Origin of the sequence: Flavilitoribacter nigricans DSM 23189 = NBRC 102662 (assembly GCF_002646595.1) — a bacterium.
Lineage (GTDB): Bacteria > Bacteroidota > Bacteroidia > Chitinophagales > Saprospiraceae > Flavilitoribacter > Flavilitoribacter nigricans.
Genome location: NZ_PDUD01000037.1, coordinates 87,539 through 102,064, shown reverse-complemented (window position 1 = coordinate 102,064; position 14,526 = coordinate 87,539). Strand labels below are relative to the sequence as shown.

General features: G+C 50.7%; 12 protein-coding genes. 8 read left to right on the top strand and 4 right to left on the bottom strand.

What is annotated here, in order from left to right:
• Nucleotides 1–9: 9 nt before the first annotated feature.
• A complete protein-coding gene (locus tag CRP01_RS30675; RefSeq protein WP_099153896.1) occupies nucleotides 10–1,815 on the bottom strand; it encodes an arylsulfatase in 1,806 nt (601 codons plus the stop codon).
• Between the two features lie 402 nt (nucleotides 1,816–2,217).
• Here CRP01_RS30675 and CRP01_RS30670 point away from each other — a divergent pair, with 402 nt between their 5' ends.
• The 3 genes from CRP01_RS30670 (at nucleotide 2,218) to CRP01_RS30660 (ending at nucleotide 8,146) form a co-directional block, all read left to right on the top strand.
• A complete protein-coding gene (locus CRP01_RS30670) occupies nucleotides 2,218–5,469 on the top strand; it encodes a DUF1553 domain-containing protein (protein ID WP_099153895.1) in 3,252 nt (1,083 codons plus the stop codon).
• Between the two features lie 61 nt (nucleotides 5,470–5,530).
• Nucleotides 5,531–7,006, top strand: coding sequence for a DUF1501 domain-containing protein (locus CRP01_RS30665; RefSeq protein ID WP_099153894.1), 1,476 nt, complete (start codon nucleotides 5,531–5,533; stop codon nucleotides 7,004–7,006).
• 42 nt (nucleotides 7,007–7,048) lie between these two features.
• Nucleotides 7,049–8,146, top strand: coding sequence for an NHL repeat-containing protein (locus tag CRP01_RS30660; RefSeq protein WP_099153893.1), 1,098 nt, complete (start codon nucleotides 7,049–7,051; stop codon nucleotides 8,144–8,146).
• A gap of 15 nt (nucleotides 8,147–8,161) precedes the next feature.
• On the opposite strand, the gene CRP01_RS30655 is transcribed toward CRP01_RS30660, so the two are convergent.
• The 3 genes from CRP01_RS30655 to CRP01_RS30645 form a co-directional block, all read right to left on the bottom strand.
• On the bottom strand, nucleotides 8,162–8,971 hold the full coding sequence (locus tag CRP01_RS30655; protein ID WP_099153892.1) for an SDR family NAD(P)-dependent oxidoreductase: 810 nt from the start codon (nucleotides 8,969–8,971) through the stop codon (nucleotides 8,162–8,164).
• A complete protein-coding gene (locus tag CRP01_RS30650; RefSeq protein WP_222845839.1) occupies nucleotides 8,971–9,945 on the bottom strand; it encodes an LLM class oxidoreductase in 975 nt (324 codons plus the stop codon). Before CRP01_RS30650 ends, CRP01_RS30655 begins: the two co-directional genes overlap by 1 nt.
• Nucleotides 9,946–10,046: 101 nt before the next feature.
• Entirely contained in the window at nucleotides 10,047–10,349 is a 303-nt protein-coding gene (locus CRP01_RS30645; RefSeq protein WP_099153891.1) for a DUF1330 domain-containing protein, read from the bottom strand.
• A gap of 194 nt (nucleotides 10,350–10,543) precedes the next feature.
• On the opposite strand from CRP01_RS30645, the gene CRP01_RS30640 reads away from it, so the two are divergent.
• The 5 genes from CRP01_RS30640 (at nucleotide 10,544) to CRP01_RS30620 (ending at nucleotide 14,502) form a co-directional block, all read left to right on the top strand.
• Entirely contained in the window at nucleotides 10,544–11,425 is an 882-nt protein-coding gene (locus CRP01_RS30640) for a helix-turn-helix domain-containing protein (protein ID WP_099153890.1), read from the top strand.
• A 44-nt stretch (nucleotides 11,426–11,469) separates the two neighbouring features.
• Nucleotides 11,470–12,057: a Crp/Fnr family transcriptional regulator gene (locus tag CRP01_RS30635; RefSeq protein WP_099153889.1), complete on the top strand. Its 588-nt coding sequence runs from the start codon at nucleotides 11,470–11,472 to the stop codon at nucleotides 12,055–12,057.
• Between the two features lie 310 nt (nucleotides 12,058–12,367).
• Nucleotides 12,368–12,862, top strand: coding sequence for a GlcG/HbpS family heme-binding protein (locus CRP01_RS30630; RefSeq protein WP_099153888.1), 495 nt, complete (start codon nucleotides 12,368–12,370; stop codon nucleotides 12,860–12,862).
• Between the two features lie 11 nt (nucleotides 12,863–12,873).
• Nucleotides 12,874–14,073, top strand: coding sequence for a lactonase family protein (locus CRP01_RS30625; protein ID WP_099153887.1), 1,200 nt, complete (start codon nucleotides 12,874–12,876; stop codon nucleotides 14,071–14,073).
• A gap of 27 nt (nucleotides 14,074–14,100) precedes the next feature.
• A complete protein-coding gene (locus CRP01_RS30620) occupies nucleotides 14,101–14,502 on the top strand; it encodes a Dabb family protein (RefSeq protein WP_099153886.1) in 402 nt (133 codons plus the stop codon).
• The last annotated feature ends 24 nt before the right edge of the window (nucleotides 14,503–14,526 follow it).

The following is a 14,526-nucleotide window of genomic DNA, read 5'->3' as shown; positions in this document are numbered from 1 at the left end:
CGCTATAACTCAATCCATTTTTTCGACATATACGTAGAAGGCATTACTCTGCGTGCCGTCTTCCAGACCAAAGTAAGCCAGCAGTTCCGTTTTACCCAGCGGGACCTCGGCTTCGATCACGGCGGCCCCGGCGTTTTGCTCCAGATCGGTCGTGTATTCCTTTTCACCGATCTTCAGGAAAGCCCTGGTAATTTGCATAGCCTCACCTTCTATTCTCCCGTCGGTAAAAGGAGTGGAAGGGATCGCATCGTTTACGCCGGCGTTCAGAGCAAGGCCGCTTTCGGCCGGCCATCTCCGTAAGCTGAATTTGTATTTACCGGCCGCTACAAAGCGAACGTTGAATTCGGCCGGCACCATAGGATTTCCCTGCCGGATCATCCGCTGGTTCCAGGGAGGGACCTGATCCGTAGTGCGGGCATCATGGCAGGTGAGCACTTCCAGCGGCGTTTCGCCCAGAGCTATCTCCGAAAGTTTGGTCTCCCGGATCACATCACTCCACCAGGTTTCGTAAAAATCATTCATACGCTTTACCCGATCCGGGAAGCGGGCCGCCAGATCGGTCTCCTGACCGGGATCATCGCCGATATGGTATAGTTCTGTGCCCCTGATCAATCGCCACTGTCCTTCCATCACACAACTATTCTTTCCCTTTACCGGCCAGGGTACCCGTTGGGTATCGGTTACCAGCATGCGTTCCGGCGCTGCGGCTGTGCCCAGCAGGTAACTGCTGATATCTCTGCCGTCCATAGTTTTGGCAGGCGAAAACGTCTGACCACTAAGGGCGACCAGGGTCGGTAACATATCCACATGAGCGGTCAGGTCGCCTAATTTTTCGCCTCCGCTGAGGCCCCCATCTGGCCAACGAATGATCATAGGCACACGATGGCCACCCTCGTACTCGCTACCTTTAGTGCCGCGCATACCGGCGTTGAAGCCGTTAACCCGTCCGTTTTCCCGATCGACCTGATAGCCCCTGGCTGTGCCATTATCCGTGGTGAAGATCACGATGGTATTGTCGGCGATGTCCCATTCCTCCAGTTTCGCCAACAGTTTTGCGAAATTATCATCGATATTGGTGATCATCCCGTAGAAGCGCTTCTGCACTTCGGGTATCGCTTCCTCCCGATAAAGGTGGTAATAGTCTTCCGGAACATTGAAGGGGCCGTGGGGAGCATTCAGGCTTAGATAGCAGAAAAAAGGCACGTCCTTCTTTTTTTCGATAAATGAAATAGCCTCGTCAAACCAGACATCGGTACAATACCCCGTTTGCTTTTCCGGAATCCCGTTCCGAAAATAGGTATCGTCAAAGTAGTCGTTGTTCCAATAATCAGGCGTTTGCCCTACACCGCCACCACCGTGATAAAAAGCACGCTCAAAACCGCGTTCATGCGGTAAAAAGGGATGATTATCCCCCAGATGCCATTTCCCGAACATACCCGTTGCGTATCCATTTGTCCTGAATACATCCGCCATAGTTCGTTCCTCGCGGTTGAGTATGGAGGCGCCCATGATGGTGTGCCAGACGCCGTTGCGATTACAATTGCGCCCCGTCAGAAGCCCCGCCCGGGTTGGGGCACAGGTAGTTCCCACGTGGTAATTGGTCAGGTTAACGGATTCAGCGGAGAATTGGTCCAAAGCGGGGGTCTTTATGACCGGATTCCCGGTATGCCCCAAGTCGCCGTAACCCTGATCGTCCGTAATCACCACAATGATGTTGGGACCGGTTTTCGTCGCTGCCGCTTCCGTTATCTTTTCGGAGCAGGCCATCAGGATAAGTAAACTGACGCCTAATAAATAAGTATAGGATCTTGCCATGTCTTTGTTCAGATTAATTAGTCTAAGTTGCGATGCAACTTAAGTGGGTAGAGGGGTTCCCTATCGTTAAAATGGAACAAAATCGCTCATTTTAACGGTTGCAGTCTCTCTACACTCTACCATCTACTCTCTTCAATTCAAATATCGCAATTTGAATTAATTAGCTACCTATTCATGATGACGGGAATATATTGGTTTACCCCTGGTTGATGGAGTCAGGAGAGATGGAGACTTTAGGATTGGAAGATGTTTTCTTTTGGATCGGTTCTGGGCAAGCAGGCGTAAGGGCGTAAACAGGCAGATGAACCGCTAAAATGTAGTTTGTCTAGTTTTTATCTAGGTCATATTTCCCGTTTAGGGTCTCCACCAGTCTTATCTTGAGAGGAGCAAAGACCGGAGATCATGAACCGCCAATTACGTACATTACTTTTTATTTTTATAGTCTTTCTTGTTGTTCCCGCATGCCGCACCGAACTGCCCGAAGATGTCGGACGAGCTTACCGGGAGCTACCGGCCGAACTCGACTTTAACATACACGTCAAACCTCTGCTTTCCGATCGCTGTTTTGCCTGTCACGGAAACGATAAGAACAAGCTGAAGGCCGGCCTGCGGCTGGATGAAGCCGAAGCCGCTTACGCGGAACTGCCCGAATCACCGGGCAAGTTCGCCATCCGCCCGGGGAAGCCCGGACAATCGGAAGTATTTCACCGGATTATCACCGACAATCCGGAATTACAAATGCCGCCACCGGAGGCTAACCTCCAACTCAGCGCGCGCGAAAAAGCCATCCTCGTCAAATGGATCGAAGATGGGGCCGAATACCAGCCACACTGGTCCTTCATTCCTCCGTCCGGAGCTATTACTCCACCAGCCGTAACCGAAGCCGGCGGGGCGGAGCACCCTATTGATCGCTTTGTTTATCAACAATTGCGGGAACGGGGCGTAGAGCCTGCTCCGAAAGCCGAGAAAGCAAGTCTGCTGCGGCGCTTATCTTTCGATCTGACAGGGCTGCCTCCAGCCCAGGAAGAAATGGAACAATTTCTAGCTGATGCTAGCCCGGATGCTTACGAAAAGCAGGTGGATCGCCTGTTGGCCTCCCCCCATTACGGCGAGCGAATGGCCGTAGACTGGCTGGATCTGGCCCGTTTTGCCGATACACACGGCTATCTGGCCGACCGGTACCGCGATATGTCGCCCTGGCGGGACTGGGTCATTCAGTCGTTCAATGAGAATGTGCCCTACGATCAGTTTGTCACCTGGCAGCTCGCCGGTGATCTGATGGAAGAACCTACCCGTGAGCAGATCCTGGCTACCGGCTTCAATCGGCTGCATCCGCAAAATGCCGAAGACGGCATTATTGACGAAGAATTCCGGGTATCCTATGTCTCCGACCGGACGGATGTATTAGGCGTGGGCCTGCTCGGGCTTTCCCTCGGTTGTGCCAAGTGTCACGACCATAAATACGATCCGATCTCCCAGAAAGAATACTACCAATTGTACAGCTTTTTCAATAATATCAATGAGTCGGGTTTGATCCCCTGGGAAGAAAGCAGCACCCCGGTACCGACACTTCTGCTACCCACGGAACAACAGGAGCAGACATTAGGTGAGTTGAAGGAACAGATCTCCAGGCAGGAGAAAAAAATAGAAGAGCTGAGCGCCCAAGAGGTAGCGTCCATCCGCTCATTCGTCGATCGGGAAGGACATCGCACGTTGAGCGAAACCTTTCCCAGCATTGGGATGATCGCTCATTTTGATCTCGAAAACGCTCCATTAAAGAACAAGCTAAATCCCAGTCAAGAAGCCAAAATGGATCGACGCTTCTCCAATAACGAGGTGCCGACCTTAGTAGCCGGAAAAAAAGGCAAAGGCCTATTGCTCGACGGCGATGCCTGGCTGGACCTGGGTAAGATCGGCGTCTTTAAACGTAGTCAGCCCTTCAGCGTAGCTTTACAGGTGAACATTCCCCAAAGCCTGGAAAACGGGGTGATCTTTCACAAAGGTTTCGGTACCGGTATCCACAGTTTCCGGGGCTTTCATCTCCAACTGAAAGACAATCAGCTGGAACTGATGATGGCCCATACCTATCCGGACAATGCCATAAATGAGATCTACGAAGGGTACATACCGCGAGATGAGTGGATCCACCTGGCGGTGACCTATGACGGTTCGAGCCGGGCGGACGGCTACCGGGTTTACCTGAATGGCCGGGAACTGCCCACCACCGTAGAGATCGACAACCTTTACAAAGACATCATTTTTCACAATATGGTGGACCGCATCTACCCGCATCCCATCGAGCCGGGCATCCAGTTCGGAGGCCGGTGGAGGGGTACCGGACTAAAAGGTGGCGTCATTGACGAATTGATGGTATTTGGGCGGGAGCTAAGGGCACTGGAGGTATTGCAATTGGGAAATACGCCGGAAGCAAATGCCTTATTGGCTAAAAAAGCAGCTACCCTGTCGGCCGAAGAACACCAATGGCTAACCGATTTTTTCCTTAATCGTCAGTTGCCTGCCCTCCGGCAAGAAAAAATTATCCTGCAAAAATTGCGCACTACTTATGTGGACAGCGCCGAAGCTGTGCAGGAAGTTATGGTGCTAAAAGAAATGCCCCAACGCCGCCCAGCCTATATCCTGGAAAGAGGACAATACGATGTGTACGGTGAAGAAGTCTTTCCGACCACCCCGGAGCAGATCCTGCCGATGCCCGAAAATCTCCCCCCGGATCGACTGGGGCTGGCCAAATGGCTCTTCCATCCGGATCACCCGTTGACCGCCCGGGTGGCCGTCAATCGCTACTGGAAGAACCTCTTCGGTCGGGGACTGGTCAAGTCGGTAGAAGATTTCGGCAATCAGGGAGACCTGCCGGACCACCCGCAGCTACTGGATTGGCTGGCCGTTCATTTTATCGAGTCGGGTTGGGATGTAAAGGCCCTGCACAAACTGATCGTAACCTCCGCTACCTACCGCCAATCCTCCATTACCTCGGATAAACTCTGGGAAAAGGATCCGGAAAATGTATGGCTGGCCCGGGGACCCGCCCGGCGCCTGACGGGAGAAATGATCCGCGATAATGCTCTGGCGGCCAGCAAGCTGCTCCAAGCGGAAATCGGCGGCCCTAGCGTGAAACCCTATCAGCCCGAAGGTCTGTGGAAGATCAACAACCAGGAATACCGGCCGGATATCGGATCTAAACTCTATCGACGAAGCCTGTACACTTTTTGGAAACGATCGGTGCCCAATCCGACCCTGGCTACTTTCGATGTCCCCAACCGCAGTGAATGTACCGTACGCCGGCAGGCGACCAGTACGCCCCTACAGGCGCTGGTGCTCATGAATGATCCCTCTTTTCTGGAGGCAGCCAGAGTAATTGGAGAACAGATCACTACGAGTGATGATCTGCAACAGGGGTTAAAAGTAGCTTTCCAGCGGCTGGCCGGACGGGCACCGGACGCCGAAGAACTAAAATCACTACTGGAAATCCGAAATTTCGAATACCGAAAGTATACGCAACGAAACAATAAGCCGGTAGGATTACTGAGCAGTGGAGCTTCGGTTGCACCTACTGATCTGCCGGAGGATGAGCTTTATGCCAATACCGTACTGGCTAGTGTGATGATGTGCTCGGATGCGGCGATTGTGTTACGATGATTGAATGGTTGGATGGTTGGATGGTTGGATGGTTGGATGGTTGGATGGTAAACTACTAAAAATGAAAATGATGAATCGGGAAATCAATAATATTCAGAAGAAAATAGATCGGCGGGAATTTCTGACCAGGACCTCCCTGGGGATTGGAGCGCTCGCCTTGGGCTCTTTATTGGGAAATAACTCGCTGGCGGCCGCCAATCTGCCTCCTATGCTCAATAGTGGGGGAGGGGGGCTACCCGGACTGCCACATTTTGCCCCTAAAGCGAAAAGGATCGTTTATCTCTTTATGAGTGGTGGGCCTTCTCAGATGGATCTGTTTGACTACAAGCCGGTCATGAAACAGCTGCACGGTCAGGATCTGCCGGAATCGGTACGGGGTGAGCAGCGCCTGACGGGTATGAGCGCCCAGCAGTCGAGTTTACCGGTGACAGCCTCGCTGTTCAAATTCAAGCAGTACGGCGAATCGCGGGCCTGGGTCAGTGAACTGATGCCGCATACGGCAAAAATGGTTGATGATCTATGTTTTATTAAGTCACTCTACACCGAACAGATCAACCACGATCCCGCGATAACCTTCTTCCAGACCGGCCACCAACTGGCCGGACGCCCCTCTATCGGTTCCTGGTTGAATTATGGTCTGGGATCGGATAATGAGAACCTGCCCAGTTTCATTGTCCTGGTTTCCAAGAATGCCAGTGGACAGCCCTTATACGCCCGGCTGTGGGGTAACGGCTTCCTGCCTTCGCACCATCAGGGGGTACAGTTCCGTTCGGGAAAAGATCCGGTTTTGTTTCTCAATAACCCGGAGGGTTACGACGGGCAGGACCGCCGGGATATGCTGGACCATCTGAAAAAGTTGAATAAATTCCAGGCCGATACCTATAATGACCCGGAAGTGGATCATCGGCTCAAGCAATTTGAGATGGCCTACCGCATGCAGACCTCCGTACCGGAGGTGACGGATCTTTCTGATGAGCCGGATGCGATTTTTGACCTTTACGGTCCGGACAGCCGCAATCCCGGCACCTATGCCGCCAATTGCCTGCTGGCCCGAAAATTGCTGGAAAAGGACGTCAAGTTTGTCCAGTTGTATCACCAGGGTTGGGATCATCACCTGTTCCTACCGGGCGGCATCCGGCGGAAATGTAAGGAAACCGATCAGCCTACCGCAGCCCTGCTACAGGATCTGAAACAACGGGGCCTGCTGGACGACACCCTGGTGATCTGGGGCGGTGAATTCGGCCGAACAGCCTATTCTCAGGGCAAACTAACCAAAGATAATTACGGGCGTGATCACCACCCCCGCTGCTTTACCATGTGGATGGCCGGAGCCGGTGTCAAACCTGGATTCAGTTACGGGGAAACGGATGATTTTAGTTATAACATTGCCCGGGATCCGGTGCACATTCACGATTTCCACGCCACCTTAATGCACATTATGGGCATTGATCACGAGCAACTGACTTTCAAACACCAGGGCCGGCGTTATCGGCTGACGGATGTACACGGGCATGTGGTGCGGGATATTCTGGCGTAGGTTGGGGTATGGGATGACTATAAAGATTAAATAGCAATACTTATGAAAAGAAGGACATTCATAAGACAATCTTCGGTAACCATTGCCGCCTCCGGTGGATTTGGTTTTAACCTGTTGGGAAGGGCCAAGAAGGAGGAGATAGTAGGACACGGAGATTATCAATACCGCATCATCCGGGATTGGGCACAGATCAGTAGCGTGCAAAACCCCATCCTGAACTGCCACGAAATGGTAATGGACCGGCAAGGAAGATTGATCATGATGGGCGATCATCCGGCCAATAACATCCTCATATTTGATAAATCGGGTAAGTTACTGGATTACTGGGGCACAGCCTATCCCGGAGGGCACGGACTGACCTTGTCCGCAGAAGGAGAGGAAGATTTTCTTTTTTTGACCGATTCGGGCTGGTTTCTGGATAAGCACGGGAAATGGGTACGCCACAACGGACGGGTAAGCAAAACGACGCTGGACGGACGGGTGATCTTCGACATTGGCCATCCCCAAACAGTTGGTGTCTATAAGCCCGGGGATCATTTTTGTCCTACGGAAACGGCCATCGGCCCCAATGGTGACATTTACGTGGCCGACGGCTACGGGATGGACTACATCATCCAGTACAATGCCCGGGGCGAATACATCCGCCACTGGGGCGGGCACAACAACCATGACAAAAATTACAATTTGCACAATGCCCACGGCGTAGCCATCGACTACCGGGATGCGGAAAATCCTTTGGTGGTATGCACTTCCCGGAATGAGCAATCTTTCAAATTCTTCACCCTGGATGGACAGTACGTCCGCACCTTGCACTTGCCCAATATGCAGGTATGCCGACCGGTTTTTGACGATAGCAACCTTTATGCCGGGGTTTGCTGGTCACAGCCCAAAGAGGGAAAGACCACCTGGAAAGATCACACCGGTTTTATCACTATACTCGAAGGAGATACTGTTGTCTCCAACCCAGGAGGAACTGCCCCTGCATACAAAGACGGCGCGCTGCAAAAGTCTTACCAATTGGCCGAAAAGCCCATCCTGCACGGCCATGATGTCTGTGTGGATGAGGATAAGAACCTGTATATCTGTCAGTGGAATGCGAACGGCACACCGCCGTTGAAACTGGAGCGGGTAAACGGGTGAGTGAAAACACTTTTTTTACAAAGATAATCCGCTCAGCAGTTCTTCGGTGCTACGCAGAAGTTGTTCGATCTTAGCCTGATCATAGGCATCGGTATGGGCCGAAGCAAAACTTCCCCGGTCGTTATCAAAATATCTCCCACTAATTCCGGCATAGGTATCGGAGACCGCCAGTTCGTACAGGATGTCCGCTCCCTTATCCGCCGGCGACCAGGAATGGCCGAAGCCTTCACGTACCATTTTCGTATCGAGCAGAGAACCGGGATTAACGGCAATTACATCCAGTTCCGGACGAGTGGCAGCGAGCTGAAAACTCCACATGGTCAGGGCCAGTTTGCTCTGAGCGTAAGCTTCCTGGTGGTTCGGCTGCGTTTCTCCCTTTAGCAGTGCCGCCGAGATTGTAGCCTGGGCGGCCGAACTCAGATTGATCAGGCGGGCAGCCTCCGATCGTTGAAGTAGGGGGAGCAAATCCTGGGTAAGCACATAGGGCGCAAGGTAATTGACCACCAGACGCATATCTAGTCCATCCTCATTTTGCGGATTTGAACTTTTGAAAACACCGGCATTATTGATGAGCACATCCAGCTGCGCCAGTTCACCTTTAATCTGTTTCGCCATTTCGCGAACGGCATTCAGATCGGAAAGATCAGCTACAAAACCACCGATCCTGTCCGGATGCGAAACGTTTTTGATCTCAGCCACAACTCCAGCTAATTTCTCCGGGTTTCTTCCATGCAGGTAGATCGTATGTCCGGCTTTAGCTAATTTCAAAGCGGCCAGTTTACCGATGCCGTCTGTACTTCCAGTGATCAGGATGGTCTTTTTCATTAGGCTACTATTTGGTTCTTAGGATGAAAATGCGGCAATACTTTGTCGGCAAGATACGCCATAGTATTTTCGATATTCCCCGAATTAAAACGCAGGTTCAAGGCCACGTGATTAACGCCGGCTTCCTGGATGCGATGGAAATAATCAATCAGATGATTAATCCCGGTTTGAAAACCCAATTGGATCGGTCGCGGTTTATAATCGTCATTTGCTTCCAGTATGACGTATAAAGGTTGCACAAATGGTTTGTCTATCTCCTGTACTGCAGGGATCAACTTTCGCCACTGGGCAATCGTAAACTGCTGTTGTCCCAGCTGACGCGGGTAGTACATCCATCCATCTGCGTGTTCGGCGTTCCATTGGAGGGTCTGACGGCTGTAACCGGTCATGAGTAGGGGAATGCGACGACCGGCCGGCTTAGGCAGAATATCCATGGTGCCGTTCAGCTCACCAAAGTGACCGGGAGCTAGCCGGGGGAAATTTTCCTGAGCTTTACGGATATACGCAAAAGCGTCGCGGAAACGCGCTCCCCGATCCTCAAAATCGATACCCATGGCGGGGTATTCCGAAGGGCGATCGCCGGAGGCTACTCCCAGGATCAATCTTCCGTCGGAAAGCTGATCAATAGTGGCAGCTGATTTAGCTACATGTACCGGATGGTGCAAAGGCAGAGCAACGCTGGCAACACCCAGAGCGATATCCGTGGTTTGTCCGGCGAGGTACCCCAGATAGGTGAATGGATCAAAAGTCTGTCCGGCATCACCGAAAGCAGGCACATTGAAAGGCACATCCCGCACCCATACGGCAGAAAAGCCTAATTGTTCCCCCAGTTTTACCCGCTGCAAATGCTCTTGCATCTTAGGGACCGGGCCGTCTGCGTAGCGCTCTATCGGTACGACGAGGCCGATACTTAGACGTCCAGGTTGAAAGACGCGGTTGTAAGCACGGTTGATCCTTGGAAAACTTTTCATCATTCTTGTGCTGCTTGATCTTTTCGGAATTTTAAGCATACATCGGCACTCACGGATTGATAGATCTACAAAATTCCGAGAATTTTGCAGATCCATACGCTCCATCAGGCCAGGTCATCCTTTCCTTCGATGAGATAATGATGGCTCACCGAACCGGCGGTACGTGCCTGCAGATGCGGCGCATATTCCGGATCATTCATGAAAGCCAGAGCGGCTTCTTTAGATGGCCATTCCAGTACAATGCGGAGTCCGGCTTCCTGTTGCGCTCCTTCCAGCTGCTCATGACTGCTGGTCCGGGCCAGGTATTTTCCACCATGCTTCTCGACCAGGCGATTAGCCGTTGGAAGATAATCCGGGATCCACTCTTCGGTGGTAGGCGTAACATCCAGAATTGAATAGTAAGACATGATCTTTTTGATTTTAATTTGATAATGTTCTTGTTGTCCATGGATCATTGCTGATCCCACTACAAATATGAATGCTATTAGCCCACTACTACGGGTATAAAAAAAGGGTGCTCTGGTATTTTTAGAGGTTTATGGGCCGGGCGTATCCACAAATACCCCGTTTTAGATTATTTTTATCCATAAAACAGCTCTATATGCAGGTTTTGCAGGCTTATAAACCTTTCGAAATACAAGAAATTGAGTTAGATGCGTGGCAGCAGCGCCCGGTGAAGAACAACTTTTTCGAGTTTGTACTGATCAAGGAAGGAGCGGGAATGCAGTGCATCAACTATAATGAATATTCTTATGAGAAAGGAAGTATGTTTCTCCTACCACCGCTGAAATGCCATTCCTTTCGGATCGACCACCCATCTCGTTTTGTGTTTTTAAAATTTACCTCCGATTTCTTTCGAGCCGGTTCCCGCGAAGCGGTTAATCAACAGGAGTGGTTTAGAGAGGCGGCTTATATTCTTTCCAATTACAACCAGTTGCCCGGAGATATCATCCAGGGCGATCTGGACCGACAGCACGTCTTCACGTTGATCGACCTGATCCTGAAAGAGAATCGCAATCACGGCATCGGTTCGGTTAATCTGATCAAAAGCCTGATGACCAGTATTCTGGAGATCCTGCTCCGAAATATCAAGCAGGGAGACCAATACGAAGTTGCTATTGCCCAAGAGCAGGACGACCGGATCACCAAACTGCTCACCTACATCAACGAACACCTCAGCGAGCCCCAACTCCTCAAAGTAGACCAGCTAGCCAAAGAATTTTTGCTTTCCCCCACCTATGTCAGCGAGTTTTTTCGGAAGAAGGTAAACATGTCACTTCGGGAATATATTATCAGGGCTAAACTGAAACAGGTGGAGATCCGGCTGCTTAATTCCGATTACCGGCTCGTCGAGATAGCGGATGAACTGAAATTCACCGATGTCAGTCATCTTTCTAAAACTTTCAAGCGATACAGCGGTATGTCCATACGGGAATTTAAACAAGGGGGAGAATACCGGTTACTGAAGCGCAGTACCTGCTAGGATTACCCGAATATTATCAGATAGCGATCAGTTAGTTTATAGCTATGAACTACGAACTTTTAAAAGCCTATTTTCGGCAGCACCTGGATCTATCCTCCAAAGAATTGGAGGTAATCACTTCTTATTATCATGAGAAAAAGGTAGATAAGGGAAACTTTGTACTCAGGCAGGGAGAGATTTGCCGGTTCGAAGGTTTTGTAGTTGAAGGTTGTTTTAAGGTTTGTGTTACCGATGCCGACGGGAACGAAAAAGTGCTCTACTTTGCGGCGCGCGACTGGTGGGTGATGGATATCGACAGCTTCAGCCGGCAGACTCCTTCCGATCTCGACATTCAGGCTTTAACCGACAGCACCTTGCTGATGATATCCCGATACGATAAAGAACGCCTCTATGAACAAGTACCAAAACTGGAACGGCTGTTTCGCCTCATGTCCCAAAAGGCAGTTGCGGCCTGGCAAAGACGACTGGTGCGCAACCATACGATGAAGGCCGAGGAGCGTTATCACCATTTTGTCTCTACCTATCCGGAAATTGCCCAATTGGTCACCAATAAGCTGGTCGCAAGTTATTTAGGGATCACGCAGGAGTTTGTCAGTGTGATCCGAAAAAGGTTGTCTGAAAAGAAAATCTAGCGGCCATTATTTAACGTGAGGTTCGAGGCAGTATTTGTACTAACTGACTGATAGCCCATACGGGTCCTTACCGGGATGATACGCTGTTCCGTGTCCGGGAAGCTAAGATGGCTCAATGGCCGGATGGCTGTGGTCCGGGAAACGACAGCCATCCGGCCATCAAACCCTCCAACATCGAAAAGTCCTTTGATTGGTGAGGTTTTGTTCATTGTGCTGACCTTTTTTGGTCAAACCTTACGTTATTTAAACTAGTTTAAGACCCTTGCCCCCGTCATGACTTAATTTTGTAGCTCACCATCGACAAAAAGTCATGTACCAAACGAATACTTTACTGATCATTTTGCTGGCTCTTGCCGGTGCTTTTCCCTGCCTGGCTCAGGATAAAAATCCATTCCAGCTACCGGGAGATATTACGGTAGATCAAACCACCGCCATTTTACAGGCGGCCGAAAAGCTGGCCCGATCCCGGAACATACCGGTTAACATCGCCATCGTCGACGCCGGCGCCAATCTAAAAGCCTTTTTACGTATGGATGGCTCCTATCTCGGCAGCATTGATGTGGCCATTAAAAAAGCTAAAACCGCCCGGTATTTCAACATTCCGACCGGTGAATTGGGGAAAATCACACAACCCGGTGGGGCTATTTACCAGATTGAGCTGTCCAACGACGGGCTCATTACCTTTCCCGGAGGAGTTCCCATTAAAGATCAGCAGGGTGTTATCATTGGAGCCATCGGCATCAGCGGCGGCAGCATAGAAGAGGACCATCAGATAGCGATGGAGGCAGCCGGATCAATTCTCTAAAAAGCCTGAACATGATGAGACGCTTCATTTATTTACTACTAAACGTGGTATTCTTCCAAAGTATCGGGCTTTACGGGCAGCCTCAATTCGAACTTATTGCTGTAGATCAGGTCGAAACCTCCTTCAATACAGTGACCTGTACCGTACACCAATTCGGCAGTCATCATTACCTATACACGGCCGGAGATGACAATAAGATCGGGGCTTTCAAAGTACAGCGTGCTGGAAAGTTGCAGTTGCTGAGCGAGTATACGGTTACGGGAGCCCGCAATACGGTCAGAGGACTAATTACGGATCGGATATCCGGCAACGATTTCCTCTTTGCGGGCCTCAAGGGCGGCAACGCCGTAGAAGTATTCAGCATCCATCCGGACGGCACGCTGGAAAGTGTTTTCGTCCTGCCGGATACCGATACCACCCATCTGGGTATTGTGATCACCCTGCAGGTGATCCATATGGAGTCCGATGCTTATCTTTTTGTGGGCGGTCTGGAGAAGACACCCGGCCTGAGCGCATTCCGGATCAGTGCTACAGGCGAGTTGGAGCACGTTCAGTCAATGGCCGATACGGAGGATATTTTCACCGACGGGATTATCGGAATGTCTGTACACCGGATCGAAGGAAAAACTTTCCTCTTCACCGGAGGATTTCAGGACAATGGGCTCAGTAGTTTTCGGGTGTACGAAGACGGTCATTTTGAAAACGTCAGCAATATCGGTGACGACCCTAATCGGTTCCTCAACGGCGCCTACCCGGTGATCTCTGCTACCAAATCGGGCTGGAATTACGTAATAGTGGGGCATCGGCACCATATTTACTATAAACCAACCCCCTGGATCAAAGACAGGGATACCTATTACTACCACGGAGATGCGGTCAGTGTTTTCAGGGTGGACGAAGCGGGACAACTCCTGCCCCGTTCTATTTTTCTGGGGAACAGCGAGACCCTGATCAGAGGGCAAACCCGTATACAAAAACTGCCCATGGACGAAGATTACGATCTGATCGCGGTAGCTACCCGGGATGACCAAAGCATTCAGCTATGTGTACTGACCAATACCGGTAGATTGATAGAAGCCGGGAAGATAAAAACCGGATTTCCAATTTACTATGGCCTCTGCGGACAAAAGATTGGCGAGCAGTTGTTCCTGTTTGCCGGCTCGGTTAGTGGTAAGGAACTGGTGGCCTATCGTCTTGACCCACGGGAATGAATCACTAACATTTGAAAAAAATCAACCATGATAAAAGGAAATATCACCGAGCTAAAGGTCCTGTTCTATCTGGCGATCTTATGGAGCATTACTTCCTGTGCAAGTACTAAAGCCGACCAGCAACCGATGCTGAGACATATCGTTTCCCTTCAATTTAAGGAAGAGGTATCGGAAGAGCAGCAAGCTCGGGCTATTCAGATATTTTGGGATTTAAAAGATAAGATCCCGGAAATCAAAAAATTTGAAGGCGGAGCAAACCTGCGGAACGATGGCCGGAAAGACACCTTCAGCCACTGTTTTATCCTGACCTTTGAGAGCGAAGCCGCCAGGGACATCTATCTTCCTCATCCGGAGCACGTAAAGGTTGTCGAAGCCAATCAACCTTTGCTGAGCGATCTCCTGGTGGTGGATATTTGGGGAGGGAAGTAAAGTATACATTTAATCTAAGCACAG

Bases quoted from the DNA above. Each gene is read 5' to 3' on its own strand.
- CRP01_RS30620 (WP_099153886.1), top strand. From the start codon at position 14,101: ATGATAAAAGGAAATATCACCGAGCTAAAGGTCCTGTTCTATCTGGCG.
- CRP01_RS30675 (WP_099153896.1), bottom strand. From the start codon at position 1,815: ATGGCAAGATCCTATACTTATTTATTAGGCGTCAGTTTACTTATCCTG.
- CRP01_RS30670 (WP_099153895.1), top strand. From the start codon at position 2,218: ATGAACCGCCAATTACGTACATTACTTTTTATTTTTATAGTCTTTCTT.
- CRP01_RS30640 (WP_099153890.1), top strand. From the start codon at position 10,544: ATGCAGGTTTTGCAGGCTTATAAACCTTTCGAAATACAAGAAATTGAG.
- CRP01_RS30660 (WP_099153893.1), top strand. From the start codon at position 7,049: ATGAAAAGAAGGACATTCATAAGACAATCTTCGGTAACCATTGCCGCC.
- CRP01_RS30665 (WP_099153894.1), top strand. From the start codon at position 5,531: ATGAAAATGATGAATCGGGAAATCAATAATATTCAGAAGAAAATAGAT.
- CRP01_RS30645 (WP_099153891.1), bottom strand. From the start codon at position 10,349: ATGTCTTACTATTCAATTCTGGATGTTACGCCTACCACCGAAGAGTGG.
- CRP01_RS30630 (WP_099153888.1), top strand. From the start codon at position 12,368: ATGTACCAAACGAATACTTTACTGATCATTTTGCTGGCTCTTGCCGGT.
- CRP01_RS30655 (WP_099153892.1), bottom strand. From the start codon at position 8,971: ATGAAAAAGACCATCCTGATCACTGGAAGTACAGACGGCATCGGTAAA.
- CRP01_RS30625 (WP_099153887.1), top strand. From the start codon at position 12,874: ATGATGAGACGCTTCATTTATTTACTACTAAACGTGGTATTCTTCCAA.
- CRP01_RS30635 (WP_099153889.1), top strand. From the start codon at position 11,470: ATGAACTACGAACTTTTAAAAGCCTATTTTCGGCAGCACCTGGATCTA.
- CRP01_RS30650 (WP_222845839.1), bottom strand. From the start codon at position 9,945: ATGATGAAAAGTTTTCCAAGGATCAACCGTGCTTACAACCGCGTCTTT.